Below are 24,875 nucleotides of genomic sequence, written 5' to 3' on the forward strand. Positions count from 1 at the left end.
AAAAATACAAAGAATATTGAAAATAATGGAAGAATGAGTTATAATTAGTCAAAATTTAAAGGAGGTAAACCTATGTACAATATTCTGATTGGTGGCGCTGCCGGACAAGGCATCGATACCACGGTTACAATTCTGGAAAAACTGCTGAAACATTCCGGATATTATATTTATACCACCAGAGATTTCATGTCCCGCGTGCGAGGCGGGCATAATTTTTCTCTTCTGCGTTTTGGGACGGAGGCAATAACCTCCCACAGCTATCGTCTCGATGGAATCATTGCCTTAAATGAGGAAACCATTGATTTACATAAGCATGAACTGACGGACAATGGTTTTATACTATGTGACAGCAGCTTTCCTTATTCCGACGAAGATTCCAGAGTCATGAAACTTCCCATGAATAAAATTGCAAAAGAACTGGGAAATGGAAAGGCATCTGCAAGCGTGGCAGCAGGTGCAGTATTGAAGCTTTTTGGAGAGCCTTTTACATACGTGGAGGAAGTCATGGCCAAAGTCATGAAGAAAGAGATCCTTGAGGTTAATGTAAAGGCGGCTTTGGCAGGGTACTCCGCCGCCCAGGCAAAGTTTCAGCATATGAATGGCGGCTATAAGGATTACATGCTTATTTCAGGCAGCGAGGCTCTGGGACTTGGCGCGGTGGCCGGAGGACTTAAGTTTTATTCTGCCTATCCCATGTCACCTTCCACGGCTGTGTTGGAATATCTGGCTTCTGTGGGACATAAGGCAGGAATTGTTGTGGAACAGGCGGAAGATGAGATAGCAGCGGTTAATATGGCATTAGGTGCTTCTTTTGCTGGTGCAAGGGCCATGACAGGGACCAGCGGAGGCGGTTTCTGCCTCAAGGTGGAAGCGCTGGGATTTTCCGGCATAGCGGAGATTCCGCTGGTAGCCGTAGATGTGCAAAGACCAGGTCCGGCGACCGGTCTGCCTACACGTACAGAACAAAGCGATTTAAAATTCGTAATTTCTGCATCACAAGGGGAATTTCCCAGGCTGGTCATAGCCTTAAGAAATCAGGAGGATGCTTTTTATCAGACGTTTAGGGCGTTAAACCTGGCGGAAAAATACCAGATTCCGGTCATACTGCTCAGCGATCAGTATCTTGGGGATGGAACGGCCTGTGTAAAACCCTTTGATATATCCGGGCTTAAACTGATCAGCCATGCAGAAGAAGCAAAAGGAGAGTATCTTCGTTACAAGATAACGGAAGACGGCATCTCTCCCAGACTTATTCCTGGACTGACCAGCCATCTGGTGGCCGCTGACAGTGATGAGCATGATGAAAGAGGATGGATCACGGAATCCGCTGAAGTCAGGAACCAAATGGTGGACAAGAGGATGAGAAAATTAAAGGGCCTTATGAAAGAACTGTCGGAGCCGGAGTTTATGGGAGAAGAACAGTGCGGCACCCTTCTCCTTGGCTGGGGCTCTGCCTGGGGTCCCATCAGGGAAGCGGTATCCCTGCTGAATAAAAATGGGGATGGAAGCTATGGAGCGCTGGTGTTCGGAGACATATATCCCCTTCCACAGGAAAAGCTGAAACTCTATGCAAAGGGCAGGACGATCATCAACGTGGAACAGAATGCCACAGGCCAGCTGGCCTCCCTCATAAGGGAGCAGACAGGTATAGAATGCCAGAGAAGTATTTTGAAATACGACGGCAGACAGATATCCGGTGAAGAAATTGCAAAAAAGGTGCTGGAAGGAGGTACCAGATAGATGGATAAATTCACAACTTATGAAACAGCATGGTGTCCGGGGTGCGGAAATTTTTCCATATTAAACAGCTTAAAAACAGCATTGGAGGAGCTTGGCATAGAGCCAAATCAAGTATTGATGGCAGGAGGAATCGGTCAGGCGGCAAAAACGCCTCAGTATTTAAATGTCAACAGCTTCTGCGGACTACATGGAAGGGCACTTCCGGCTGCAGCAGCCGCCAAAATAGCCAATGAAAAGCTGACTGTTATAGTCAATTCCGGAGACGGGGATTCTTACGGTGAGGGCGGTAATCACTTTATTCATAATATAAGAAGAAATGTCAATATTGCACATTTTGTTCATGATAATCAGATATATGGCCTGACAAAAGGGCAGGCATCACCTACCAGCGGGGAAGGATTTGTTACGGGAGTTCAGACCGACGGCAACTTAAATACGCCTTTAAATCCGGTGCTTCTTGCGATTGCTTCGGGAGCGGGATTTGTTGCCAGAGGCTTCAGCGGTGATTCAAAACAGCTGGTAAACATCATGAAGGAGGCGATTAGGTATCCGGGATATGCATTTGTGGATATTCTTCAGCCCTGCATCACCTTCAACAAAATCAATACCTTTGCTTACTATAAAAATATGGTGGCGCCTCTTGGGGAGGATTATGATCCGACGGACCGAATGGAAGCCATTAAAATGTCAATGGAAGTGAGCGAAAAAATCCCCACTGGAATCCTGTACCGGGAAGAAAAAACAGAGTTTCACCGAAAAAACAGGATTTTAAAAGATGGGAGGCCGCTGATAGAACAAAAAACAGAGGATAGCGTGCTTAGGGAACTAATTGACAGCTTTATATAATGTGAAACTGTAAAATCAGGGCAGGAATCCATACGAAAGGATTTCTGCCCTGATTTATGCGAAAAGGAAGATGATGCTGTCAGGAATGGACAGGCAATGCCTCTTCTTTTAAATACTTCTTTGCCATGGGAATGAGACAGCCTCCTGTTAAGTTCCCGGCAGAAATCACCAGGATATATAAGAAGGCCTTTGCACTCCAGGCACCTGCCATGGTGAAATAAAACATATCCGCGATGCTGTGCTCGTATCCGGATAGAATAAATACCATTACAGGAAGAACCAGAGCAAAGTATTTACCGATTCCGTCCCGAATGGTCTGAAAGCCTACCACTGCAATGCACATCATTACGCCGCACATCATGGCCATGACAAAGGTGCTGAACAGTGTGTCCGAAAGCTTCAGACTGACAATTTCAGAGGCGTGGGCAGTTAATCTGGCGAGCTTTGTGTGCCTGAATATTGCCCCTGTCCCTGTGGTTCCTGCAAAATTACCTATGTACACCAAAAGAACAGTTAGAAGATAAGACGGCTTTTCCTCTATAATGTAGCATACCTTCCCGGTAAAGAGGTAGAAACCAAACGTATATATGGTAAATAACCCGATGGTAAATAAGAAAGAACCTGCTATGTGGTTCTCCAGGGTTAAATAGATAACGCCTCCCATGCTGATTGCGATCCCTGCAATAACTGCTTTTATAAATGTTTTCATCTGTGCGGCAACTCCCTTTTTATTCTGTTATGTTTTTACTGTATATCTGTCTTTTCAGAGCCATGTCATATTATAACATAAGAAAAGGAGTTTACAAGTGCAATTGACTTTTTGACAAAATTTATCAGAATCTGCATAAAAATACCGCCGGCAATGACCGGCGGATGCAGCATTTTTATACGTTGAAACGGAATAAAATTACATCTCCGTCTTTTACCACATATTCTTTTCCTTCTAACCGTACCAATCCTTTTTCCTTGGCAGCGTTGTAAGTTTTGCAGTCCAGCAGATCCTGGTAATTGACAACCTCTGCACGGATAAAGCCCCGTTCAAAATCTGAGTGGATTTTCCCAGCAGCTCCAGGTGCCTTTGTGCCTTCTTTTATGGTCCATGCTCTGGTTTCAGTCGGACCGGCAGTTAAGTAACTGATAAGACCCAGCAAGTGGTAGCTGGCAGCAATCAGCTTTTCCAGACCGGATTCCGTAAGTCCTAAATCTTCCAGGAACATCTTTTTTTCGTCTTCTTCCAGCTCTGCAATTTCCTGTTCAATCTGAGCGCAGATAACAAAAACCTCACTGTTGTTATCCTTTGCAAACGAACGGACCTTTTCTACATAAGCATTGGAAGCTCCATCATCGGCAAGGTCGTCCTCACAGACATTAGCAGCAAAAATAACCGGCTTATAAGTAAGAAGATTAAGGGTGGATATAAACTCTGCCTCATCCTCGTCATCTGTTTCCATGCTTCTGGCAAGATTACCGTCCTCTAAGTGTGCTTTGATTTTCTTTAATACGGCTAATTCCTTTGCAAGAGATTTATCATTCATGGCGCCTTTGGCTGTTTTGGCAATTCTGCGGTCCAGGATATCCAGATCGGAAAAAATAAGCTCTAAATCAATGGTTTCGATGTCCCGGAGGGGATCTACGCTTCCGTCCACGTGGATGACATTGGGGTCCTCAAAGCAGCGCACTACATGGACAATGGCATCGACTTCGCGGATGTTGGAAAGAAACTGGTTTCCCAGACCTTCTCCTTTGGAAGCACCTTTTACAAGACCTGCGATGTCAACGAATTCAATGACTGCAGGTGTAATTTTAGCGGAATCATACAAAGCGGCCAGCTGTCCTAAACGTACATCCGGAACAGGAACAACTCCTACGTTTGGATCAATTGTACAGAAAGGATAGTTGGCAGACTCTGCTCCAGCCTTTGTGAGTGAATTAAACAGAGTACTTTTCCCTACGTTCGGCAAGCCGACAATACCTAATTTCATATCAAATACCTTCCTAATATTGTTTATATTGATGGTTGATTTTTATCTGCAACTAATATAGAATATCATATTATCCACAAAATTAAAAGAGAAAAACAAAAAGAACAAAGCTCTTGTCGAAATATAGTTGAATATGTCGGGCGAATATGTTTGATTTTTGTGTTTTACCGGGGTAAAATAAAGAAAACATCGAAAGGAGAAGACGAATGGCAAATACGGCAGATATTAGTTTTGTGCATTTGGGAATCACCATTGACCATCTGCAAAACAGTATCTCGATATTTGGATTCCGCATTGCATTTTACGGTATTATCATTGGGATTGGAATCTTGACTGGTCTTTGGGTTGCTGCAGGCGATGCAAAGCGCAGAGGGCAGGACCCGGATATATATCTGGATTTTGCACTGTATGCAATCATTATATCTATTATGGGAGCCCGGATTTATTATGTGATTTTTGACTGGGCTAATTATAAAGACAATCTGATTCAGATATTTAATCTCAGGGCAGGAGGGCTGGCAATCTACGGTGGCGTCATAGGAGCTGTCATCACCCTCACGGTTTACACCAGAGTGAAGAAACTTTCCTTCTTTTCTTTGGCGGACACTGGTTGCTTAGGACTGATTACCGGGCAAATTATAGGAAGATGGGGAAACTTCTTTAATTGCGAAGCGTTCGGCGGATATACAGACGGCCTGTTTGCTATGAGAATCAGAAGGGCGCTTGTTAATGAGAATATGATATCTAAGGAGCTGTTAAACCATTTGATTGTGAAAGATGGTGTGGAGTTTATTCAGGTTCACCCCACTTTCCTTTATGAATCAGTATGGAACTTATGTGTTCTGATATTTATGTTATGGTATCGGAAACGTAAAAAATTCGATGGGGAGATGCTTCTGATCTACCTGCTGGGCTATGGATTGGGACGAGTATGGATCGAAGGACTCCGTACAGATCAGCTGATCTTTTTTAGTACTGGCATACCGGTGTCTCAGGCGCTGTCATTGATTTTGGTAGTGATATCTACTCTTGTGCTCTTCTGCAAACACAGACAGATACGAATAAAGAGCAAAGGAGAATCATGATATGATAATGTCAAAAGAAGAGTTAATACAGAATATCGAAGTTGCAAGGGAAAGATTAAATACAAGTATTGATCACGAGGATGGAGAAGTGATTTATCTTAGAAGCGTGGAGTTGGATAAATTAATTGAACAATATATTGAAGCAGGTTATTAACAGGATAAATAAAAACATATGGTTTAAATCGAGTGTTTTTGGAGAACAGAATGTGTAGAGATACATATCCTGTTCTTTTTTGGCTTACAGCCTCGTCATTCTGCATCCTTTAAAACAAAGGGAGAGCAATAAGTAAATACAAAAAGCCATCGTTTCGCAGTATAATTATCTTTGAGGCTGCAATGTATACATGTATTTAGTACTGATAAGGTAGAAATCTACCTATACAATATAAAGGTAGAGGTTGACCTATTATGAAAGGAGTGAATGCAATGAAGCGTTATGATATGATTCCCCATGACTTTTACATTAAAAATATAGCTCATGTGTTACGTTATAAAAACGACCAGAAGCTGGCGGCATATGATATTACCGAGCCGCAAGCACGCCTTTTGGGGCACATTGATGGAGCACAAAGATCAGGGAAGGAAATTAGCCGCAGATATTTGAGTGGAGCCATGCAGATTTCCGGACCATCAGTAACAAGCTTACTTAACAGTCTTGAAAAGAATGGATTTCATCCAGGAAAAAAATCATGAATACTCTGCTGAAAGAACGTATAACATTTAATCCCGATGAAGTATAATATTTTTCATTTTATAGATCATACTGTTACCATCAGGCGATGGCATTCCAGGATGGAATTATAAAAAAAAGTTACATTAAAATGCTTAAAAAATTATCATAAAATAAATTTGTAATTAGAATAGGTGATTGCCACAATCCTGTATATTTGGAGAGGTTTTGGCAATTGCCTTTTTTGTCCCGTAATGGAAAATATTGGAAAAAGTCCGCTAACCCCAGTAAATAAGCCAAATTAAATTGAAAATTATTCGAAATTATCCTTGCGTTTTTGAATCAAATGTACTAGAATTAGAGTACAAGTGGTGGAAAGTGGTACGAAGTGGTAGGAAATGGGGGAAAAGTGGTTTCATTTTCCCAATCCGAAGTACAAGCAGGTGATTAGTATGTTCATGGGCGAATACAATCATACGGTCGATGCGAAGGGACGACTCATTGTCCCATCCAAATTCAGAGAGCAGCTAGGAGAAGAATTCGTTGTGACGAAGGGCTTGGACGGCTGTTTATTTGTGTATGACAATCATGAGTGGAGCGCCCTGGAAGAAAAGTTAAAAAGCCTGCCGTTAACTAACACCAATGCCAGAAAGTTTTCCAGATTTTTTCTGGCAGGAGCAAGTTCCTGTGAAGTGGACAAGCAGGGAAGAATTCTGCTTCCGGCAGTATTAAGAGAACACGCCGGAATCGATAAGGACGCAGTTTTAGTAGGAGTTGGAAGCAGGATTGAGATCTGGAGCAAGGATGCATGGACAGCAGCCAATACCTATGATGATATGGAAGAAATCGCAGAAGCTATGGAAGGACTAGGTATATGATGTTTGAACACAAATCAGTGCTGCTTTATGAAACCATTGACAGCCTGAATGTTAAACCGGATGGGATTTATGTTGATGGAACCTTAGGAGGCGGCGGACATGCTTTGGAAGTATGCAGACGCCTGGGGGAACACGGAAGATTAATCGGAATTGACCAGGACTCGGATGCCATTGCTGCAGCAACAGAGCGGCTGAAAGAATATAAAGACAAGGTGACCGTAGTCAGGAGCAATTACGAAAATATACACGGAGTTTTAGCGGAACTGGGAATCGAAAAGGTGGATGGTATTTATCTGGATCTGGGAGTATCCTCCTATCAGCTGGATGTGCCGGAGAGAGGGTTTACCTATCGGGAAGAGGATGCTCCATTAGATATGAGAATGGACCAGAGAAACCCGCAGACCGCTGCCGATATTATCAATCAATACAGCGAATTTGATTTATACCGGATTATACGGGATTACGGAGAAGACAAGTTTGCAAAGAACATTGCAAAGCACATTGTAAGGGCAAGGGAGACCAAACCCATCGAAACCGCGGGAGAACTGTCAGAAATCATCAAAGGGGCAATTCCTGCAAAGATAAGGGCTGTGGGAGGTCACCCGTCAAAGAGGACCTTTCAGGCAATCAGAATTGAACTGAATCACGAACTGGACGTATTGAAAAACTCTCTTGATACCATGATCGGACTCTTAAATCCGGGAGGAAGGCTTTCCATCATCACCTTTCACTCCTTGGAAGACCGCATTGTAAAGACAAGGTTTAAGGACAATGAAGATCCCTGTATCTGCCCGCCAGGCTTTCCAGTCTGCGTCTGCGGGAGAAAAAGCATGGGAAAGGTTGTAACAAGGAAGCCGATTTTACCGTCAGAAGAAGAAATATCGGAAAACAAACGCTCAAAGAGTTCAAAGCTTCGCGTGTTTGAACGAATCTAAAAAGGGAGGAAAAAAGAGTGGCTGCAAGAAGAAATGTGCATTCCTATGGGAACTCTGCCTATGTGCAGGGGAATACTGTCCGTAAAACCATGCCGGTCAGAAGACCGGTTTCTACGCCGGATGAAATTCGCCGTCCTGTGCCTCATCACGTCAGACGGAACCGCGAGAAAGCATTACAGATGGATTTGCCTTATGTAATTATGCTGACGATTGCTGCAGTCATTACCCTTTGCTTGTGTGTGAACTATTTGCATCTGCAGTCCTCAATCACTGCCAGCATTCATGAAATCGAAACCCGGGAAGTACAGCTGGAAAAACTGAAAACAGAAAACGATGCATTGGAAATGAACATTAACACTTCCGTTGATCTTGATCATGTGTATAAAGTTGCCACTGAGGAACTGGGTATGGTCTATGCGAATAAAGATCAGATCCTTCACTATGATAAAACGGAAAGTGAGTATGTAAGGCAGAATGAGGACATTCCGAAACAATAATAAAAACAGGAGCAAAAGAAGTAAAGTATTTCCTCGTTATATGCAGGAAAAGCTGGCGATTACGGTTTTGGTAATTACGCTGGCTTTGTTTGCATTGGTCATGGTCCTTTATAACCTGATGACGAAGAAAAAAGAAGATTATAACCAGATTGTGCTGTCCCAGCAGGAGTATGACAGCAGAGTAATCCCCTTTAAGAGAGGGGATGTGCTGGATCGAAACGGCACCTATCTGGCAACCAGTGAAAAGGTGTACAATTTAATTCTTGATCCCAGGCAGATCATGACGGATCCGGATTCATACTTAGAACCTACAGTGAATGCATTAACCGAGTGCTTTGGATATGACCGGACTGAAATTATGAATCTCATTCAGGAGAAAAAAGACAAGCAGTATGTCCGTTATGCAAAGCAGCTGACCTATGATGACAAGGATAAATACGAAAAATATAAAACTGAAAAAGCGGAAGAATTAAAAAAAGCCCAGAAAGCCATAAAAGGGATCTGGTTTGAAGATGAATACAAGAGAGTATACCCGTACAATTCTCTGGCGAGCAAGGTGGTAGGATTTGCCAATGGAGACGGCATGGCTGGAACCGGAGGCATTGAACAGTATTATAATACAACCCTGATGGGAGTCAATGGCAGGGAATACGGTTATTTAAATGATGATTCCAATTTAGAACGGGTAATAAAACCGGCTTCTAACGGCAATACCGTTGTATCCACCGTTGATGTCAATGTACAGAAGATTGTGGAAAAGTACATTGCAGAATGGGAACAGCAGACAGGAAGCAAACGGGTAGGCGTGGTTGTGATGGATCCCAATAACGGAGAAGTTCTTGCCATGTCCGATGACAAGAGTTTTGACTTAAATAAACCACGTGATTTACGTCCTGAGTTTACGGCAGATGTTCTCAGACAGCTGGGTGTAAAGGAAGCGATGGATGATTATAAAAGGAAGAATAAGGATGCGCAGCCGCTCACCCCGGAGACGGTTTCCCAGCATTATTCGGATGAAGAAATCGTATCTCTGGGCACACAGGTGGCATGGAACCAGACCTGGCGTAATTTCTGCATCAGTGACGGCTATGAGCCGGGGTCTACAGAAAAGATATTTACAGTCTCCGCAGCATTGGAAGAGGGTGCCATAACCGGAAAAGAGACGTATGAATGCAATAAGTTTCTTGAAGTAGGCGGACACAAAATCAACTGTGTCAGCAGATACGGACACGGACTCATTACTGTGGAAGAAGGTCTGATGAAGTCCTGCAACGTGGTTATGATGCGGATTGCCCAGCAGATGGGAAAAGAGAAATTCTATAAATACCAGCAGATATTTGGATTTGGATCCAAGACGGGGATTGATCTGCCGGGAGAAGCAGATAATAAATCCGTTATGTATACTGCCGATACAGCCGGTCCCACAGACCTTGCAACCAACTCCTTCGGACAGAACTTTAACTGTACCATGATTCAGATGGCTGCAGCTTACTGCTCAGTCATAAACGGCGGTTCTTACTATGAACCCCATGTAGTAAAACAGATTTTAAATGAACAGGGATCAGTTATGAAAAAAGTAGATCCTGTACTGGTAAGGGAAACCGTTTCTGAATCCACAACCAAGTTCATTAATGAGGCATTATTTAAGACAGTCAATGCAGAAGGGGGAACAGGCGGTGCTGCCAGAATTGCCGGATATAAGGTTGCCGGTAAAACAGGAACTGCAGAGAAAATTCCCCGTGATAAAACAAACTACGTTGTATCTTTCTGCGGATACGCTCCTTCGGATAATCCCCAGGTGCTGGTTTATGTGGTAGTTGATGAACCTCATGTTGAGGATCAGCCTCACAGTACTTATGCCAGCCAGATTTTCCAGAAGATTATGACTGAAATTCTTCCTTATTTAAATATATTCCCGGATACACAGGAGGGAGGAACACTCTCCTCTGAAGATGCTGCCACACTTCCACAGCAGGAAGGTATTACAAATGAAACACAGGCATCTTCTGAAAGCGGAGAGACTGAGGCGGAGCCAACTTCCGGGCAGCCTTCAAAAGAAGTGCCGACCATGGAAAATGGAGAAACAGTACCGGAGGAATACTTAAATCCCGATGAAGAATACGTAAAACGGGAAAGCGGCGGAGATACGGATTTACCGGCGGCTCTTCCAGGCGGTGCCGCAGATACTTCTGCAGATACCCAGGAGGGCCAGGACACCCAGCCTTCAGAATGAATTTCAACCCAAAGGGACTCATAAAAAAAGACGGATTTCATATACTGTAACAATGATGACGATGGAGCAGCTTATGAATTCGAACAAAACACATCACAGAGAGAAAATAGCCCTCCTGTTTTTCCTGTTGTTTCTGGCCATGACAGGACTTATGGGTCGGCTTATTTTTCTAATGGTCTTTCGCTCGGAGCATTACAGTGCCATGGCTTCTGATCTTCATGAGAGAGAGAGGACCATTAAAGCTGCAAGAGGTAATATTATTGACGCGAAAGGAACTGTCATTGCAACAAACCGCACCGTCTGTACCATATCGGTCATCCACAATCAGGTGAAGCAGGCAGATGAAGTTACGGCGGTTCTTTCTAAGGAATTGGGGCTTAATGAAGCAGAGGTCCGCAAGAAAGTGGAGAAGTACAGCTCCAGGGAAATTATTAAGACAAATGTAGACAAGGCTTTGGGAGACCAGATCCGCTCCTATCATCTGGCAGGAGTCAAGGTAGATGAAGATTACAAACGGTATTATCCCTACGATACCCTTGCTTCCACAGTGCTTGGATTTACAGGAGGAGACAATCAGGGAATCATCGGCCTGGAGGTAAAATATGAACAGTACTTAAAAGGACTCAACGGTAAGATACTGACCATGTCGGATGCAGCTGGCATTGAGATTGAAAATGCGGCAGAAGACCGGATAGAGCCAATTGCAGGACAGGATCTTCATATCAGCCTTGATGTGAATATCCAGCGCTACTGCGAGCAGGCAGCCTATCAGGTGATGGAGAAAAAAGGTGCAAAACGGGTATCAATTATCATCATGAATCCGCAAAACGGGGAAATAATGGCAATGGTGAACGCACCTGAATTTAATTTAAACGATCCGTTTACACTAAATACCGCAGCTGAGGTTCCGGCAAATGAAAAAGAAAAACAGGATCTGTTAAATAAAATGTGGAGAAATCCATGCATCAACGATACTTATGAGCCAGGTTCCACCTTTAAGATTGTGACTGCTGCAGCCGGGTTAGAGGCAGGAGTTGTAAAACTGACCGATCAGTTTTCCTGCCCGGGCTTTCGGGTGGTGGAAGACAGAAAAATCAGGTGCCACAAAGTGGGCGGTCACGGATCGGAAACCTTCCTTCAGGGCATGATGAATTCCTGCAATCCGGTCCTTATTGATGTGGGACAGCGCCTTGGAGTGGATAATTACTATAAATATTTTGAGCAGTTTGGTTTAAAAGGAAAGACTGGAATCGATCTGCCCGGCGAGGCGTCGACAATCATGCACAAAAAAGAGGATATGGGGCTGGTGGAGCTGGCAACCGTATCATTCGGCCAGTCATTTCAGATCACCCCAATGCAGCTGATTACTACGGCTTCTTCTCTTGTTAACGGCGGCAACCGCATCACTCCGCATTTTGGAGTAAGTTCCGTGAGCTCTGACGGGAAATCCGTACACACATTTACCTATCCGGTAAAGGAGGGGATTGTATCAAAGGAAACCAGTGAAACCATGCGTTATATCCTGGAACAGGTTGTTTCTGAGGGAAGCGGAAAAAGAGCGAAGATTGAAGGATATCGGATCGGAGGAAAAACAGCAACCTCTGAGAAGCTTCCAAGAAGCTTAAAAAAGTATATATCCTCATTTATAGGATTTGCACCAGCGGATAATCCTAAAGTAATTGCTCTTATAACAATTGACGAACCACAGGGCATTTACTATGGCGGAACCATTGCTGCACCTGTGATTGCTGATATTTTCAAGAACATTTTTCCTTATCTGGGAATAGAGCCAGCAGAGGAAAAAACTGTTTCTTCGTTTCGAATCAGTGGTTGATTATTCAGGTAAAAAGACGTATACTACTAACTGTGTACTTTTGATATACAAATACATAAATGATTGAGGTGTGACATGATTAACGAAACGATTTTGGCAATCATCATAGCTTTTGCCATCAGCGCAATGCTGTGTCCCATAGTAATACCGTTTCTGCACAAATTAAAATTTGGCCAGGAAGTCCGTAAGGAAGGTCCGGAGAGCCATTTGAAAAAACAGGGAACCCCTACCATGGGCGGACTGATTATATTAACCAGTATTATTATTACGTCTCTGTTTTACGTAAAAGATTATCCGAAGATTATACCGGTTCTGTTTGTGACGGTGGGATTTGGTATCGTTGGATTCCTTGATGATTATATTAAAATCGTAATGAAAAGGTCCGAAGGACTGACTCCTGTACAGAAGATGGCAGGCCAGCTGGTCATAACAGGTATTTTTGCTTTTTATCTGCTTCATTCCAAAGATGTGGGGACTGCGATGTTAGTTCCGTTTACAGGAGGATTTAAAAACGGTATCTATTTGAATCTTGGTATCTTATTTGTACCGGCGGTATTTTTCATTGTAATTGGAACAGACAACGGAGTGAACTTTACAGACGGTCTTGACGGTTTGTGCACCAGTGTTACCATACTGGTTGCCACATTCTTAACGGTAGTAGCCATAGGAGAAAGAACCGGCATCAGCCCCATTACCGGTGCGGTAGTGGGCAGCCTGTTAGGATTTCTCCTCTTTAATGTATACCCTGCCCGGGTGTTTATGGGGGATACCGGTTCGCTGGGGCTGGGAGGCTTTGTTGCCTCCAGTGCTTTTATGATGCAGATGCCGGTTTTTATTGCAATTATCGGATTTATCTATCTGCTTGAGGTGTTATCCGTCATTATTCAGGTAACATACTTTAAAAGAACAGGCGGGAAGCGTTTTTTTAAAATGGCTCCCATTCACCATCATTTTGAACTTTGCGGATGGTCTGAAACAAGGGTGGTGGCTGTATTTGCAATTGTTACGGCAGTTCTTTGCCTGCTCGCATATCTTGGATTATAGGAGAGAAACCATATGAGTCAGAAAATTTTAGTTGCAGGAAGTGGAAAAAGTGGGATCGCCGCCTCCAGGATGATTTTAAAGACTGGCGATGAAGTTGTTTTATATGACAGCAATGACGCTTTAAAAGAGGATGAGCTGTTAAGCGGGTTTGGAAAAGCGGATAAAATTTCCCTAATTCTCGGAGAATTGAAAAAAGAGGATTTAAAGGATATCACACTTTGTGTAATCAGTCCTGGCATCGGACTTGATGCACCTTTTGTATCTGTCTTAAAGGAAGGGAATATACCCATCTGGAGTGAAATACAGCTGGCATATCATCATGCAAAGGGAAAACTGGCTGCCATTACAGGAACCAACGGAAAGACAACCACCACAGCCCTTACCGGCGAAATCATGAAAGCATTTTACGATGATGTTTATGTAGTGGGGAATATCGGAATTCCTTACACGGATGAGGCGTTAAAAACAACGGAGGATTCCGTGACTGTTGCGGAAGTCAGCAGCTTTCAGCTGGAGACCATCACAGATTTCCGGCCTGATGTCAGTGCAATTTTAAATATTACACCGGATCATTTAAACCGTCATAAAACCATGGAATGTTACATAGAAGTGAAAGAAAGCATCACCGTAAACCAGACAGAAAATGACTGCTGTATTTTAAATTATGACGATCCCGTGCTTCGGGAATTCGGAGAGCATATGAAACCCCGCGCCATCTATTTCAGCAGCAGAAAGCCTCTCAAAGAGGGCTACTGTATGGATGGAGACTTTATTATCCGCAATCATGACGGCAGGCGGGAAGAGATTGTAAACATTCACGAATTAAATCTTCTGGGGCGCCATAACCATGAGAATGTAATGGCTGCCATTGCCATTGCATCGGAACTGAATGTACCCATGGAAGTGATTAAAAAGGCTGTGTGTGAGTTCCAGGCGGTGGAGCACAGAATTGAGTTTGTTGCTGAAAAAGCAGGAGTGAAGTATTACAACGATTCAAAGGGAACCAATCCTGATGCGGCGATTCAGGCAGTGAAAGCGATGCCGGGACCGACCATTCTGATCGCAGGAGGATACGATAAGAATTCCGAATACGACGAATGGATTGAATCATTTGACGGAAAAGTGAAATACATGGTGCTTCTTGGCCAGACCAGGGAGAAAATAGCGGAATGCGCAGCAAAGCACGGGTTTACCAATGTGATGTATGCGGAAGATATGCAGGAAGCGGTAAGAGTCTGTGCTTCTTACGCAAACATGGGAGATTATGTGCTGCTCTCTCCGGCATGCGCAAGCTGGGGAATGTTTAAGTGTTATGAAGAACGGGGAGAGATTTTTAAAGAATGTGTCCGCAGTCTTTAATTATGAGCGGGCACTGTAATCTGAATGGCGAGGAGGAATGGTATGGCGGAAAAAAGGCCAGTAGTTAAGAAAAACAGGCCGCGCCGTTTTTATGACTACAGTTTGCTGTTCACTGTTATATTTCTGTCTGTTTTCGGTCTGGTTATGATATACAGTTCCAGCTCTTACGCCGCCCAGTTAAAGTTTGGCAATGCATCATTTTTTATGATGAAGCAGGCGAAGATCGCTCTGGGCGGATTTGTCATAATGATAGTACTTTCGAAACTGGATTACCACTGGTATGGGAAATTTGCAGTGTTTGCCTATGTGCTTTCTTATGTTTTGATGATCGCCGTTTCCCTTTTTGGTAAAAAATTTAATGGAAAACGCCGATGGCTGGGAGTAGGAAGCCTGACGTTTCAGCCTACGGAATTTGTAAAAATCGCTCTCATTGTTATGCTGGCTGTAATGATTGTACAGATGGGAAAAAACATCAATACAAAAAACGGTGTGGGGCTTATTATCGTGACAACTCTGCCCATTGCGGGAATTGTTGCTGCAAACAATTTAAGTTCCGGTATCATCATTGTAGGAATTGCGTTTGTCATGCTGTTTGTGGCGTGCAAAAAGAAATGGCCGTTTTTTGCCTGCGGATTTGGAGGAGTCGGGCTTTTGGCATTTGCCGGACCCATAGCTACGGTTCTTGAAAAGTTAAATATTCTTCACGATTACCAGCTGGGAAGAATACTTGTCTGGCTGAACCCTGAGGCATATCCTTCTACGGGAGGTTATCAGGTGCTGCAGGGACTTTATGCCATAGGTTCCGGCGGCCTGGTAGGAAGAGGTCTGGGTGAGAGCATACAGAAGATGGGGTTTGTGCCTGAGGCACAGAATGATATGATTTTCTCCATTATCTGTGAGGAACTGGGGCTTTTTGGTGCGGTATCCGTGATCCTTATTTTTCTGTTCATGATATACCGCTTTATGCTGATCGCAGACAATGCACCGGATCTGTTCGGAGCACTTTTGGTGGTAGGGGTTATGGGACACATTGCCATACAGGTTATCTTAAACATTGCCGTTGTAACCAATACCATACCAAATACCGGAATTACTCTTCCCTTTATCAGTTACGGGGGAACCTCGGTCCTGTTTCTTATGGCTGAAATGGGCATGGTTCTCAGTGTTTCCAATCAGATTAAACTGGAAAAATAGCTGGATATGAAACCATTCTCTCACTTATAACATAGGATAGTATATAAGAAACCATGGGAGGTACCGGTTTGTCAGTCATACAGGTCCAGGGGTTACGATCCTTAAAAGGTGAGATAAAAATTCAGGGTTCCAAAAATGCTGTTCTGCCGATTATGGCAGCGGCGGTTCTCCATAAAGGTACTACAGTGATTCATAATGTCCCCAGGATACAGGATGTGTTCTGTATGCTGGGGATACTTGAGCGTATCGGGTGTATTTACAGTCTTGACGGACATACGCTGACCATTGATGCTTCTGATATCAAATGTGCGGAGATTCCGGAAGAGTATATAAAAAGCATGCGTTCCTCTATTATATTATCAGGCCCGCTCTTAGGACGGCTGGGATTTGCTGTTACCAGCTTTCCCGGAGGCTGCTCAATAGGACAGAGACCGATTGATATGCATCTGGCTGCTTTCCGCACACTTGGTGCAGTAATAGAGGAAAAAGAAGAGAAACTGTGTGCATCTGCAAAGGCACTGGCGGGTGCTGATATTTACTTTCCGTTTCCAAGTGTGGGAGCTACGGAAAATGCCCTGATGGCAGCTGTTTACGCGAACGGAATCACCGTGATACATGGAGCGGCAAAAGAACCGGAGATCACTTCTCTCTGTGAATTCTTAAACAACATGGGTGCGGTCATACACGGAGCAGGAACCTCCAGACTTGCTGTAACCGGAGTTACAGGCTTGCATGATTCTGAATTTGTCGTGGCAGGGGACCGGATTGTGGCAGGTACTTATTTAACAGCAGTGATGGCAGCGGAAGGGAATGTGCTGCTTGATGGGGTCCGGCCGGATCATCTGACTGCAGCTCTTTCCCTGGCGGAAAGAATGGGAGCCGAGTTAAAGCTGTATAAAAACCAGCTGGAGGTTTCCATGAGAGGACGTCCTGACTGTGTAGACGTTGTAACGGAACCTTATCCGGGATTTCCAACCGATCTTCAATCACAGGTGATGGCAGTGATGGCATCGGGATCCGGCTGTGGAAGAGTGAAGGAGACGATTTTTGAAGGAAGGTACGGTGCAGCAAATGAACTTAAGAAACTGGGAGCTGACATCGTCATAGAGGGAAAACGGGCGATTGTACACGGACTCTATCCTTTAAAAGGCAATTACGTAGCGGCTCCAGATCTAAGAGGCGGTGCCGCCCTTGTGGTGGCAGGGCTTGCAGGCGAAGGCGTAACGGAGATTTCTGAGTGCCACCATATTGAACGGGGGTATGAGGATATCTGCAGGGATTTAAGCAGTATTGGAGCTGCAATCAGAGGTAAGGAATGAAAAACTTCAAAAAGAGCAGAAGAAAAATAACAGTTGCAATCATAGCAGTACTCCTTCTGGCCGGCACGGCAGTTTTTATGTCGCTGCAGATCAGAACCATTACTGTAACCGGCAACAAAAAATATACTTCAGATCAGATCATAGACTTATTATTTAAGGATGGCTGGGACCGGAATGCGATATACTGCATTTATAAGGACCGTTTTCGGGAACACGAACAGATTCCTTTCGTGGAAGATTACAAGATCGTATTCCAGAGCCCTGTCAGCATAGAAGTGATCGTATACGAAAAATCCGTGGTTGGTTATGTTTCCTATATGGGCAGTTATATGTATTTTGATAAAGACGGGATCATTGTGGAAAGTTCCAGCGGAAAGCTGACAGGAATTCCATGGATTACGGGGCTTAAGTATGGGCATATCGCACTTCACCAGCCCCTCCCCGTGGAGGATCCCAAAGTATTCGGCCAGATTTTAACCCTCACCCAGCTTTTATCCACCCATAAAATCCCGGCAGATGAGATCCGCTATGATTCAGGGGGGAATGCAACTCTTGTGATGGGAGGCATCAGGGTATACCTTGGAAGCAATAACCAGATGAATGGAAAGATTTCTGAACTGAATGATCAGCTGCCGGTCCTTGCCGGTTTGTCCGGCACCTTGTATCTGGATACCTATGACGAGGCGGAAACAGTCACTTCTTATCGGTTTGTGAAGGATAAGTGAATTTACATAATTTGCTTGGAATTTTGTAAAAAAAATGGTTGATATTTTTTACAAAATAAAATATTATATTAAATAGGTTTATACAGTAAGCTGTATATGGTTAAAGGAGGATATAATCTTGTTAGAGATTAAAATAAATGAGGCGGATAACGCTGCAAGAATTCTGGTAATCGGTGTAGGCGGTGCCGGAAACAATGCGGTTAACCGCATGATTGATGAGAATATAGCTGGTGTGGAATTTCTTGGAATCAATACGGACAAGCAGGCGTTGCAGTTTTGCAAGGCTCCCACAGCCATGCAGATCGGCGAGAAGCTGACCAAGGGACTTGGTGCTGGTGCAAAACCTGAAATTGGCGAAAAGGCAGCGGAAGAGAATGCGGACGAGCTGGCTCAGGTCATGAAGGGTGCCGATATGGTATTCGTTACATGCGGTATGGGAGGCGGAACAGGAACCGGTGCGGCTCCCGTTGTGGCTAAGATTGCAAAGGATATGGGAATCTTAACGGTTGGTGTTGTAACAAAGCCTTTCCGTTTTGAAGCCAAAACACGTATGTCCAATGCAGTTTCCGGTATTGAGCGTTTAAAGGAAAGTGTAGATACGCTGATTGTAATCCCTAATGACCGTCTTCTTGAAATCGTGGACAGGCGCACCACCATGCCTGATGCTTTAAAAAAGGCTGATGAAGTACTTCAGCAGGCAGTTCAGGGTATTACAGATTTAATTAATGTACCAGGACTGATTAACCTGGATTTTGCTGATGTCCAGACCGTTATGACCGATAAAGGCATTGCGCATATTGGTATCGGGCGTGCAAAGGGCGATGAAAAGGCTTTAGAGGCAGTAAAACAGGCAGTATCAAGCCCGCTTCTTGAGACAACAATAGAAGGTGCAACTCATGTGATCATTAATATCTCCGGAGATATCAGCCTGATTGAGGCCAATGAAGCAGCAAGCTATGTTCAGGAGATGGCAGGTGACGATGCGAATATTATTTTCGGTGCCATGTATGATGAGAATGCCCAGGACGAAGCAAGCATTACTGTCATTGCAACCGGACTTGATATGCAGAATGAGACACCTGTATCCAAGGTTATGACTAATTTCTCCAACCCAAACTATAAACAGCCGAAAGCAGCACAGCAGGCGGGCAGCCAGGAAGCAGCAGCGACCGCAGCAGCAACTCCCGGATACAACCAGAACTTTAACCAGAATTATGGCAATACCAATAATTATTCCGGACAGGCTTATCCCAATAACCAGAATAACGGAGGTAATTACGGCAGTCCGAATTACAACAATCCCAATTATAACAAGCAGCCAAACTACGGACAGGGAACTCCCCAGAATACACAGCAGAGTGCACCTCAGGGGAATGGCCAGCCTTATCGTCCGACTGTTAACAAAGAAGTACAGATTAACATTCCTGACTTTTTAAGAAATAAAAGATAAATACATACATATCAGGCAGGTTCCCGTGAACCTGCCTCTTTTTGAAAGGAGAAACATCATGTTAAAGGATGAAAAAGACTGGGAGCTTTCTGACGATTATTATACGGAACAGGAGAATGAAAAGAAGCTTTCTCTGGAAGATTTTATCTCAGATCAGGATTTAGGAGAAAATACGCTTATGAATCCCCCGCAGTCTGACGAACTATTAAGTAAGACCATAGAAGATGTTCATACAGTACTGGCTCTGGCCAAAGATGGAATGAGCATTGAAAAAATAGCTGAAACCACAGGACTGAATGAAAAATATGTTTATGATATCCAGGTTTGTGCACAGGGCTTCAGGGAGGATGATGAGATCGCAGTGGCTCATCTGGTACTGGGTTAAAGAAGGGGAAAACAAAAGATGGTGAAAAAGATTTGTCCGGTCTGTGATCTTCCGGTTAACGAGGTGAATTATTGCCCCAGGTGCAGGCGGGTGGTGAAAAAGCCTGTAAGCTGGGAAGTGAATTATTTATTAAATGAAAAGAGAAACCAGCAGGCTATGCCGGCAGGGCTGCCTCAGGCTGGCAGACTGACTGTAAATCAGCCGGCGGCCAATCCTTCCGTAACTGGTAAAAGACAATCAAATACACTCCTGTTTATTTTGATTTTGGCTTTTGCGATTGTCATTATGGCGGGGGTCATTTTCAGCTGTGCTGTTTATTCCGTCGCTTTTGATGAGGATGACTATGAGACAGCAACAGGATACGACGATTATGGGTATCGTGATCTGGATGAAACAGAAGTAATTGCAGCAGGGGAACGATGCAGCGGGTTCGATCATTTTGAAGCCGATGGAAGAGGTATTGCGGATTCCATGGCCCAGTTTCTGGAAAAAGGCGATTATGGCTATCAGATCAGTTCTAATGAGACCTATTCTGATAACTATGAGATGAATGAGGACAGCGGCCCGGTCACTTATTATGAGACAGTGGAAAGCGTTTATTTAATACCGAATACAGCCGATGGGGAAAGTTCCGATGAGGAAGAGTATGAGTATGTGGACATTAACTATGATACCGCAACCGGAGAACTGCACCGGTATGTGTCCTATCTGGGGAACCAGGAAGCTTCGCTGGCGTACTTGGAACAGTTTCTGATGCTTACAGAGGCGGCCTGCGGGATTCAGACAGAGCAAAGCAGTATCCCCTCAATTATGGAACAGGCACAGTCAAGGCTGAACCAGCAGGAAGGAGCCTATATCCTGGAAGGAATCTTTGATATCAATCTATATTTTTACGAGGACCGGATCCAGATTTATGTTTCCTATAACAATCCGGAAGCTGTTAAAAATCAGGAAACGTAACATCTAAACCCCGCTATTGACAGAACATAACCGATCTGATATAATTATTTCAATCGCAAAAGGGAGTAGCTTCCGCCGCAAGGCTGGATAAGCGTGCGTCAGAACGATAAAGAGATTTATCCGCATACTTATGAAATGTCAAGACTTTTACAGATACCGTATGGTATCCGCAAAGGTCTTTTTTTATACTCTTTTTGCGAAAACACACAAAAAAGAAAGAGAGGAATTGAATTATGGAAACAGTTAACCCGAAAGGAACGGAGCAGTTGAAAAAAATCCGAAGGCTGATCCGGAAATCCGGAATGGCGGTTTTGCTCGCGGTGGCAGTTCCTGTTATAGCATTTGGCTCTGTCTATAATGTACAGGAGCAGGAGCAGGCAGTAGTGACAACCTTAGGTATTCCCAGAACGGTTGCGGAGCCGGGACTTCATTTTAAGATCCCGTTCGTGCAAAATGTGCATAAGGTAAATACCACAATACAGGGTTTCGCTGTGGGCTATGATCCAGGTAACAATGAAAGCAGGGAAGAGGATTCCCTGATGATCACGAAGGATTATAATTTTGTAAACGTGGATTTCTTTGTGGAATACAAAGTTTCTGATCCGGTGAAGGCCATTTATGCTTCTAAGGACCCGCTGACAATTCTTCAGAATGTATCTAGAAGCAGTATCCGTACTGTCATCGGCAGTTATGACGTGGATTCGGTGCTGACCAATGGAAAAAACGAGATTCAGTCCAAAGTGAAGGAGATGATCACGGCTAAACTGGCGGAGCACAATGTGGGGCTTACTGTGATTAATGTTACCATACAGGATTCAGAACCTCCGACAAAAGAGGTAATGGAAGCGTTTAAGGCGGTGGAAACAGCCAAGCAGGGGAAAGAAACGGCGATTAATAATGCAAATAAGTACCGAAATGAAAAACTTCCCGAGGCAACTGCCCAGACCGATAAAATTCTTCAGGATGCGGAATCTTCCAAGGCGAAAAGAATTAACGAGGCCAGTGCAGAGGTGGCGAAATTCAATGCTATGTATCAGGAATATATAAAAAATCCGGAAGTGACAAAAAAACGAATGTTTTATGAAACGATGGAAGATGTTCTTCCAAATATGAAGGTGATTATTGACGGTACGGACCAGACCAGTACCATCCTCCCTCTTGACAGCTTTACAGGAGGAGAAACCAGTGAGAAAAAGGAGAATAAGGAATGAAAAAGATAAAAACAGCCATAGGGATACTGCTTGCAGCAGCAGCCGTAACGGTGCTTTCCGGTTCGGTGATAGTCACCAATGAAAATGAATACAAGCTGATCCGGCAGTTTGGAAGGGTGGAACGGGTCATTGATTCACCGGGTATTTCTTTCAAGTTACCAATAATCCAGACGGCAGATACCATACCAAAGCAGATACTCATTTATGATCTGGCGGCGTCCGATGTAATTACAATGGATAAAAAAACAATGCTCAGTGACAGCTACGTGCTCTGGCGCATTGAAGATCCGCTGAAATTTGCCCAGTCTCTGAATTCTTCCGTTGTGGGAGCAGAGAGCAGAATTGATACCGTGGTTTATAACTCGGTAAAAAATGTGATCAGCAGTATGGCACAGAATGAAGTGATCAGCAGCCGTGACGGCGAACTTTCACAGGCTATCATGGAAAATGTAGGCGATAATATGGGACAGTATGGAATTCGTCTTCTGGCGGTGGAAACAAAGCGTCTGGATCTTCCGGCAGACAACAAAACGGCCGTATATGAAAGAATGATCTCGGAGCGTGATAAGATCGCAGCTACATTTACGGCGGAAGGCCAGGCAGAGGCAAAAAAGATACAAAATACAACAGACCGTGAAATTGCCATCAGCATTTCTGATGCCCAGGCAAAGGCAGCTTCAATCACATCAGAGGGAGAAGGGGAATATATGAGAATTATGGCAGAAGCTTATCACGATCCTCAAAGATCGGAATTCTATTCCTTTGTACGGTCTTTAGAGGCTGCGAAAACGTCTCTTGCCGGAAATGGCAATACATTAATTCTTCCGGGAGGCTCTCCTCTGGCCAGGATATTTACGGGACAATAAAATTAGGAATACTATATGTTGCGGGAAAAAGTTTTTTATGGTAAAGTGTTAAAATAAAAGAAGCAGAGGATAGGAGATTGACAGAATGAAGATTACAGATATATTGAGCCAGGGACAGCCGACCTTATCTTTTGAAGTGTTCCCGCCCAAGACAGAGGATAAGTATGATTCTGTTGAAAAGGCTGCTGCTGAAATAGCAAAACTTCATCCCGCATTCATGAGCGTCACATACGGCGCAGGCGGAGGAACCAGTAAATATACCGTAGATATTGCTTCCGCGCTTCATCATGAGTATCATGTAACCGCTCTGGCCCATTTAACCTGTGTGTCTTCAACCAAAGAAAAGGTACGTCAGGTGCTGGGTGAGCTAAAGGACGCAGGGATAGAAAACGTGCTGGCATTAAGAGGAGATATCCCGCCTGATGCGCCTGATAAACGGGAATACAACTATGCCTCCGAGCTGATCCGGGAAATCAAGGAAACAGGGGATTTCTGTATTGGTGCTGCCTGTTATCCGGAAGGCCATGTGGAATCGGCAAACAAAACCATTGATATGGATTATTTGAAACAGAAGGTGGAAGCAGGCTGTGATTTTGTTACCACGCAGATGTTTTTCGATAATAACATCTTATACAATTACTTATACCGTATACGGGAAAAGGGAATTACAGTTCCGGTGGTTGCAGGAATTATGCCTGTAACCAATGTAAAGCAGATCATACGGAGCTGCCAGCTGTCCGGAACCTATCTGCCCACCCGTTTTAAGGCCATTGTTGACCGGTTCGGGGAGAATCCGGCAGCGATGAAGCAGGCGGGAATCGCTTATGCAACGGAGCAGATCATTGATTTAATTGCAAACGGTGTCAATGCCATCCATGTTTATTCCATGAATAAGCCGGATGTAGCCTTAAAAATCAAGGAAAATCTTTCGGAGATACTGTAATCCGTGAAGCAGCAGGTCCGTTTCTGAAAAGAGCGGACCTGTTTTAACAGGAAAAATCGGAGGGATAAGAATGGAGATCAGCCGGAAGGAGATTCTTAGATATTTAGGATATGGCAATAAGGAAGGCGATGAGCAGGTAAGTGCATTGATCGAAGAAGCCCTGGAAGAACTTCTGGCTGCTGCATCACCAAAAAGCATTTACAGGTCATATCCCTTAACACTGCTGCCTGAAAATGAGATTGATTTTACCGTGTTCCGGACAAGAAGCCGGAATCTAAGCCGGAATCTGGCTGATTGTGAAGAAGTCATATTATTTGCTGCTACACTGGGAACCGGTGTGGATGTACTGCTTCACAAATACACCAGACTTCAGATGAGCAAGGCAGTCATCATGCAGGCTGCTGCCGCTGCAGTGATTGAAGAATACTGCGACGGGGTAAACCGTAAGCTGAAACAGGAGTATGAGGAAAAAGGCCTCTATTTAAGACCCAGATTCAGTCCGGGCTACGGTGATTTTTCATTGGAATGTCAAAAAGAGATTACAGCAGTTTTGGAAACACCCAAGCGGATCGGCATTATGCTTACGGAAAGCCTGCTTATGACTCCCTCCAAATCCGTGACGGCAGTTATGGGAGCCAGCAAAAAGCCTTACCGGTGTGAGATAAAAGGGTGCGAATCCTGCGAGAAATTGGACTGTGTATACCGGAGACAGTAAAGAA

Annotated in this window: 24 protein-coding genes; 22 read left to right on the forward strand and 2 right to left on the reverse strand. The window is 44.1% G+C overall.

Annotated elements, in window-relative coordinates:
- Positions 1-72 precede the first annotated feature (72 nt).
- Positions 73-1,740: a 2-oxoacid:acceptor oxidoreductase subunit alpha gene (locus DS742_RS15560; RefSeq protein WP_117417897.1), complete on the forward strand. Its 1,668-nt coding sequence runs from the start codon at positions 73-75 to the stop codon at positions 1,738-1,740.
- The gene (locus tag DS742_RS15565) at positions 1,741-2,586 is read left to right on the forward strand and encodes a 2-oxoacid:ferredoxin oxidoreductase subunit beta (protein WP_117417898.1); all 846 of its coding nucleotides are present in this window, start codon (positions 1,741-1,743) and stop codon (positions 2,584-2,586) included.
- A gap of 79 nt (positions 2,587-2,665) precedes the next feature.
- On the opposite strand, the gene DS742_RS15570 is transcribed toward DS742_RS15565, so the two are convergent.
- Positions 2,666-3,295, reverse strand: coding sequence for a formate/nitrite transporter family protein (locus DS742_RS15570; RefSeq protein WP_117417899.1), 630 nt, complete (start codon positions 3,293-3,295; stop codon positions 2,666-2,668).
- A 175-nt stretch (positions 3,296-3,470) separates the two neighbouring features.
- Entirely contained in the window at positions 3,471-4,568 is a 1,098-nt protein-coding gene (ychF, locus tag DS742_RS15575) for a redox-regulated ATPase YchF (RefSeq protein ID WP_117417900.1), read from the reverse strand.
- Positions 4,569-4,774: 206 nt separating this feature from the next.
- On the opposite strand from ychF, the gene lgt reads away from it, so the two are divergent.
- The 20 genes from lgt (at position 4,775) to DS742_RS15675 (ending at position 24,871) form a co-directional block, all read left to right on the forward strand.
- Complete coding sequence (gene lgt / locus DS742_RS15580) at positions 4,775-5,653, forward strand: prolipoprotein diacylglyceryl transferase (protein WP_117417901.1); 879 nt, start codon at positions 4,775-4,777, stop codon at positions 5,651-5,653.
- Position 5,654: 1 nt separating this feature from the next.
- Complete coding sequence (locus DS742_RS15585) at positions 5,655-5,807, forward strand: Spo0E family sporulation regulatory protein-aspartic acid phosphatase (protein ID WP_170313481.1); 153 nt, start codon at positions 5,655-5,657, stop codon at positions 5,805-5,807.
- A 272-nt stretch (positions 5,808-6,079) separates the two neighbouring features.
- Positions 6,080-6,346: a winged helix DNA-binding protein gene (locus DS742_RS15590; RefSeq protein WP_117417902.1), complete on the forward strand. Its 267-nt coding sequence runs from the start codon at positions 6,080-6,082 to the stop codon at positions 6,344-6,346.
- Positions 6,347-6,775: 429 nt separating this feature from the next.
- Positions 6,776-7,201, forward strand: coding sequence for a division/cell wall cluster transcriptional repressor MraZ (gene mraZ, locus DS742_RS15595; RefSeq protein WP_117417903.1), 426 nt, complete (start codon positions 6,776-6,778; stop codon positions 7,199-7,201).
- On the forward strand, positions 7,198-8,136 hold the full coding sequence (gene rsmH, locus DS742_RS15600) for a 16S rRNA (cytosine(1402)-N(4))-methyltransferase RsmH (RefSeq protein ID WP_117417904.1): 939 nt from the start codon (positions 7,198-7,200) through the stop codon (positions 8,134-8,136). Before mraZ ends, rsmH begins: the two co-directional genes overlap by 4 nt.
- Before the next feature lie 17 nt (positions 8,137-8,153).
- Entirely contained in the window at positions 8,154-8,633 is a 480-nt protein-coding gene (locus DS742_RS15605) for an FtsB/FtsL family cell division protein (RefSeq protein ID WP_117417905.1), read from the forward strand.
- Entirely contained in the window at positions 8,611-10,866 is a 2,256-nt protein-coding gene (locus DS742_RS15610) for a peptidoglycan D,D-transpeptidase FtsI family protein (RefSeq protein WP_117417906.1), read from the forward strand. Before DS742_RS15605 ends, DS742_RS15610 begins: the two co-directional genes overlap by 23 nt.
- A gap of 73 nt (positions 10,867-10,939) precedes the next feature.
- Positions 10,940-12,700 carry a peptidoglycan D,D-transpeptidase FtsI family protein gene (locus tag DS742_RS15615; RefSeq protein ID WP_117417907.1) on the forward strand — a complete coding sequence of 587 codons (1,761 nt, stop codon included), beginning with the start codon at positions 10,940-10,942 and terminating at the stop codon, positions 12,698-12,700.
- 75 nt (positions 12,701-12,775) lie between these two features.
- A complete protein-coding gene (gene mraY, locus DS742_RS15620) occupies positions 12,776-13,744 on the forward strand; it encodes a phospho-N-acetylmuramoyl-pentapeptide-transferase (protein ID WP_117417908.1) in 969 nt (322 codons plus the stop codon).
- 12 nt (positions 13,745-13,756) lie between these two features.
- The gene (gene murD / locus DS742_RS15625; protein WP_117417909.1) at positions 13,757-15,103 is read left to right on the forward strand and encodes a UDP-N-acetylmuramoyl-L-alanine--D-glutamate ligase; all 1,347 of its coding nucleotides are present in this window, start codon (positions 13,757-13,759) and stop codon (positions 15,101-15,103) included.
- Positions 15,104-15,145: 42 nt separating this feature from the next.
- Positions 15,146-16,297, forward strand: coding sequence for an FtsW/RodA/SpoVE family cell cycle protein (locus tag DS742_RS15630; RefSeq protein WP_117417910.1), 1,152 nt, complete (start codon positions 15,146-15,148; stop codon positions 16,295-16,297).
- A gap of 68 nt (positions 16,298-16,365) precedes the next feature.
- The gene (murA, locus tag DS742_RS15635) at positions 16,366-17,616 is read left to right on the forward strand and encodes a UDP-N-acetylglucosamine 1-carboxyvinyltransferase (RefSeq protein ID WP_117417911.1); all 1,251 of its coding nucleotides are present in this window, start codon (positions 16,366-16,368) and stop codon (positions 17,614-17,616) included.
- Positions 17,613-18,341, forward strand: coding sequence for a cell division protein FtsQ/DivIB (locus DS742_RS15640; RefSeq protein WP_117417912.1), 729 nt, complete (start codon positions 17,613-17,615; stop codon positions 18,339-18,341). Before murA ends, DS742_RS15640 begins: the two co-directional genes overlap by 4 nt.
- 118 nt (positions 18,342-18,459) lie before the next feature.
- Entirely contained in the window at positions 18,460-19,791 is a 1,332-nt protein-coding gene (ftsZ, locus tag DS742_RS15645) for a cell division protein FtsZ (protein ID WP_117417913.1), read from the forward strand.
- 58 nt (positions 19,792-19,849) lie between these two features.
- Positions 19,850-20,176, forward strand: coding sequence for a helix-turn-helix domain-containing protein (locus tag DS742_RS15650; RefSeq protein ID WP_117417914.1), 327 nt, complete (start codon positions 19,850-19,852; stop codon positions 20,174-20,176).
- An 18-nt stretch (positions 20,177-20,194) separates the two neighbouring features.
- Entirely contained in the window at positions 20,195-21,136 is a 942-nt protein-coding gene (locus DS742_RS15655) for a hypothetical protein (RefSeq protein ID WP_117417915.1), read from the forward strand.
- A 233-nt stretch (positions 21,137-21,369) separates the two neighbouring features.
- On the forward strand, positions 21,370-22,347 hold the full coding sequence (gene hflK, locus DS742_RS15660) for an FtsH protease activity modulator HflK (protein ID WP_117417916.1): 978 nt from the start codon (positions 21,370-21,372) through the stop codon (positions 22,345-22,347).
- The gene (gene hflC, locus DS742_RS15665) at positions 22,344-23,213 is read left to right on the forward strand and encodes a protease modulator HflC (RefSeq protein ID WP_117417917.1); all 870 of its coding nucleotides are present in this window, start codon (positions 22,344-22,346) and stop codon (positions 23,211-23,213) included. The genes hflK and hflC overlap by 4 nt, the downstream gene beginning before the upstream one ends.
- 85 nt (positions 23,214-23,298) lie before the next feature.
- Positions 23,299-24,156, forward strand: coding sequence for a methylenetetrahydrofolate reductase [NAD(P)H] (metF, locus tag DS742_RS15670; RefSeq protein WP_117417918.1), 858 nt, complete (start codon positions 23,299-23,301; stop codon positions 24,154-24,156).
- A 70-nt stretch (positions 24,157-24,226) separates the two neighbouring features.
- A complete protein-coding gene (locus DS742_RS15675; RefSeq protein ID WP_117417919.1) occupies positions 24,227-24,871 on the forward strand; it encodes a vitamin B12 dependent-methionine synthase activation domain-containing protein in 645 nt (214 codons plus the stop codon).
- The last annotated feature ends 4 nt before the right edge of the window (positions 24,872-24,875 follow it).

This window comes from Lacrimispora amygdalina, from assembly GCF_003432035.1.
Lineage (GTDB): Bacteria > Bacillota > Clostridia > Lachnospirales > Lachnospiraceae > Lacrimispora > Lacrimispora amygdalina.

What these genes read in the sequence shown, in the direction of transcription:
- DS742_RS15675 (WP_117417919.1), top strand. Translation starts at nt 24,227, where the DNA reads ATGGAGATCAGCCGGAAGGAGATTCTTAGATATTTAGGATATGGCAAT.
- mraZ (WP_117417903.1), top strand. Translation starts at nt 6,776, where the DNA reads ATGTTCATGGGCGAATACAATCATACGGTCGATGCGAAGGGACGACTC.
- murD (WP_117417909.1), top strand. Translation starts at nt 13,757, where the DNA reads ATGAGTCAGAAAATTTTAGTTGCAGGAAGTGGAAAAAGTGGGATCGCC.
- DS742_RS15610 (WP_117417906.1), top strand. Translation starts at nt 8,611, where the DNA reads ATGAGGACATTCCGAAACAATAATAAAAACAGGAGCAAAAGAAGTAAA.
- DS742_RS15560 (WP_117417897.1), top strand. Translation starts at nt 73, where the DNA reads ATGTACAATATTCTGATTGGTGGCGCTGCCGGACAAGGCATCGATACC.
- DS742_RS15565 (WP_117417898.1), top strand. Translation starts at nt 1,741, where the DNA reads ATGGATAAATTCACAACTTATGAAACAGCATGGTGTCCGGGGTGCGGA.
- lgt (WP_117417901.1), top strand. Translation starts at nt 4,775, where the DNA reads ATGGCAAATACGGCAGATATTAGTTTTGTGCATTTGGGAATCACCATT.
- ychF (WP_117417900.1), bottom strand. Translation starts at nt 4,568, where the DNA reads ATGAAATTAGGTATTGTCGGCTTGCCGAACGTAGGGAAAAGTACTCTG.
- DS742_RS15615 (WP_117417907.1), top strand. Translation starts at nt 10,940, where the DNA reads ATGAATTCGAACAAAACACATCACAGAGAGAAAATAGCCCTCCTGTTT.
- hflC (WP_117417917.1), top strand. Translation starts at nt 22,344, where the DNA reads ATGAAAAAGATAAAAACAGCCATAGGGATACTGCTTGCAGCAGCAGCC.
- DS742_RS15590 (WP_117417902.1), top strand. Translation starts at nt 6,080, where the DNA reads ATGAAGCGTTATGATATGATTCCCCATGACTTTTACATTAAAAATATA.
- DS742_RS15650 (WP_117417914.1), top strand. Translation starts at nt 19,850, where the DNA reads ATGTTAAAGGATGAAAAAGACTGGGAGCTTTCTGACGATTATTATACG.
- rsmH (WP_117417904.1), top strand. Translation starts at nt 7,198, where the DNA reads ATGATGTTTGAACACAAATCAGTGCTGCTTTATGAAACCATTGACAGC.
- DS742_RS15585 (WP_170313481.1), top strand. Translation starts at nt 5,655, where the DNA reads ATGATAATGTCAAAAGAAGAGTTAATACAGAATATCGAAGTTGCAAGG.
- DS742_RS15630 (WP_117417910.1), top strand. Translation starts at nt 15,146, where the DNA reads ATGGCGGAAAAAAGGCCAGTAGTTAAGAAAAACAGGCCGCGCCGTTTT.
- DS742_RS15640 (WP_117417912.1), top strand. Translation starts at nt 17,613, where the DNA reads ATGAAAAACTTCAAAAAGAGCAGAAGAAAAATAACAGTTGCAATCATA.
- metF (WP_117417918.1), top strand. Translation starts at nt 23,299, where the DNA reads ATGAAGATTACAGATATATTGAGCCAGGGACAGCCGACCTTATCTTTT.
- hflK (WP_117417916.1), top strand. Translation starts at nt 21,370, where the DNA reads ATGGAAACAGTTAACCCGAAAGGAACGGAGCAGTTGAAAAAAATCCGA.
- DS742_RS15570 (WP_117417899.1), bottom strand. Translation starts at nt 3,295, where the DNA reads ATGAAAACATTTATAAAAGCAGTTATTGCAGGGATCGCAATCAGCATG.
- DS742_RS15655 (WP_117417915.1), top strand. Translation starts at nt 20,195, where the DNA reads ATGGTGAAAAAGATTTGTCCGGTCTGTGATCTTCCGGTTAACGAGGTG.
- mraY (WP_117417908.1), top strand. Translation starts at nt 12,776, where the DNA reads ATGATTAACGAAACGATTTTGGCAATCATCATAGCTTTTGCCATCAGC.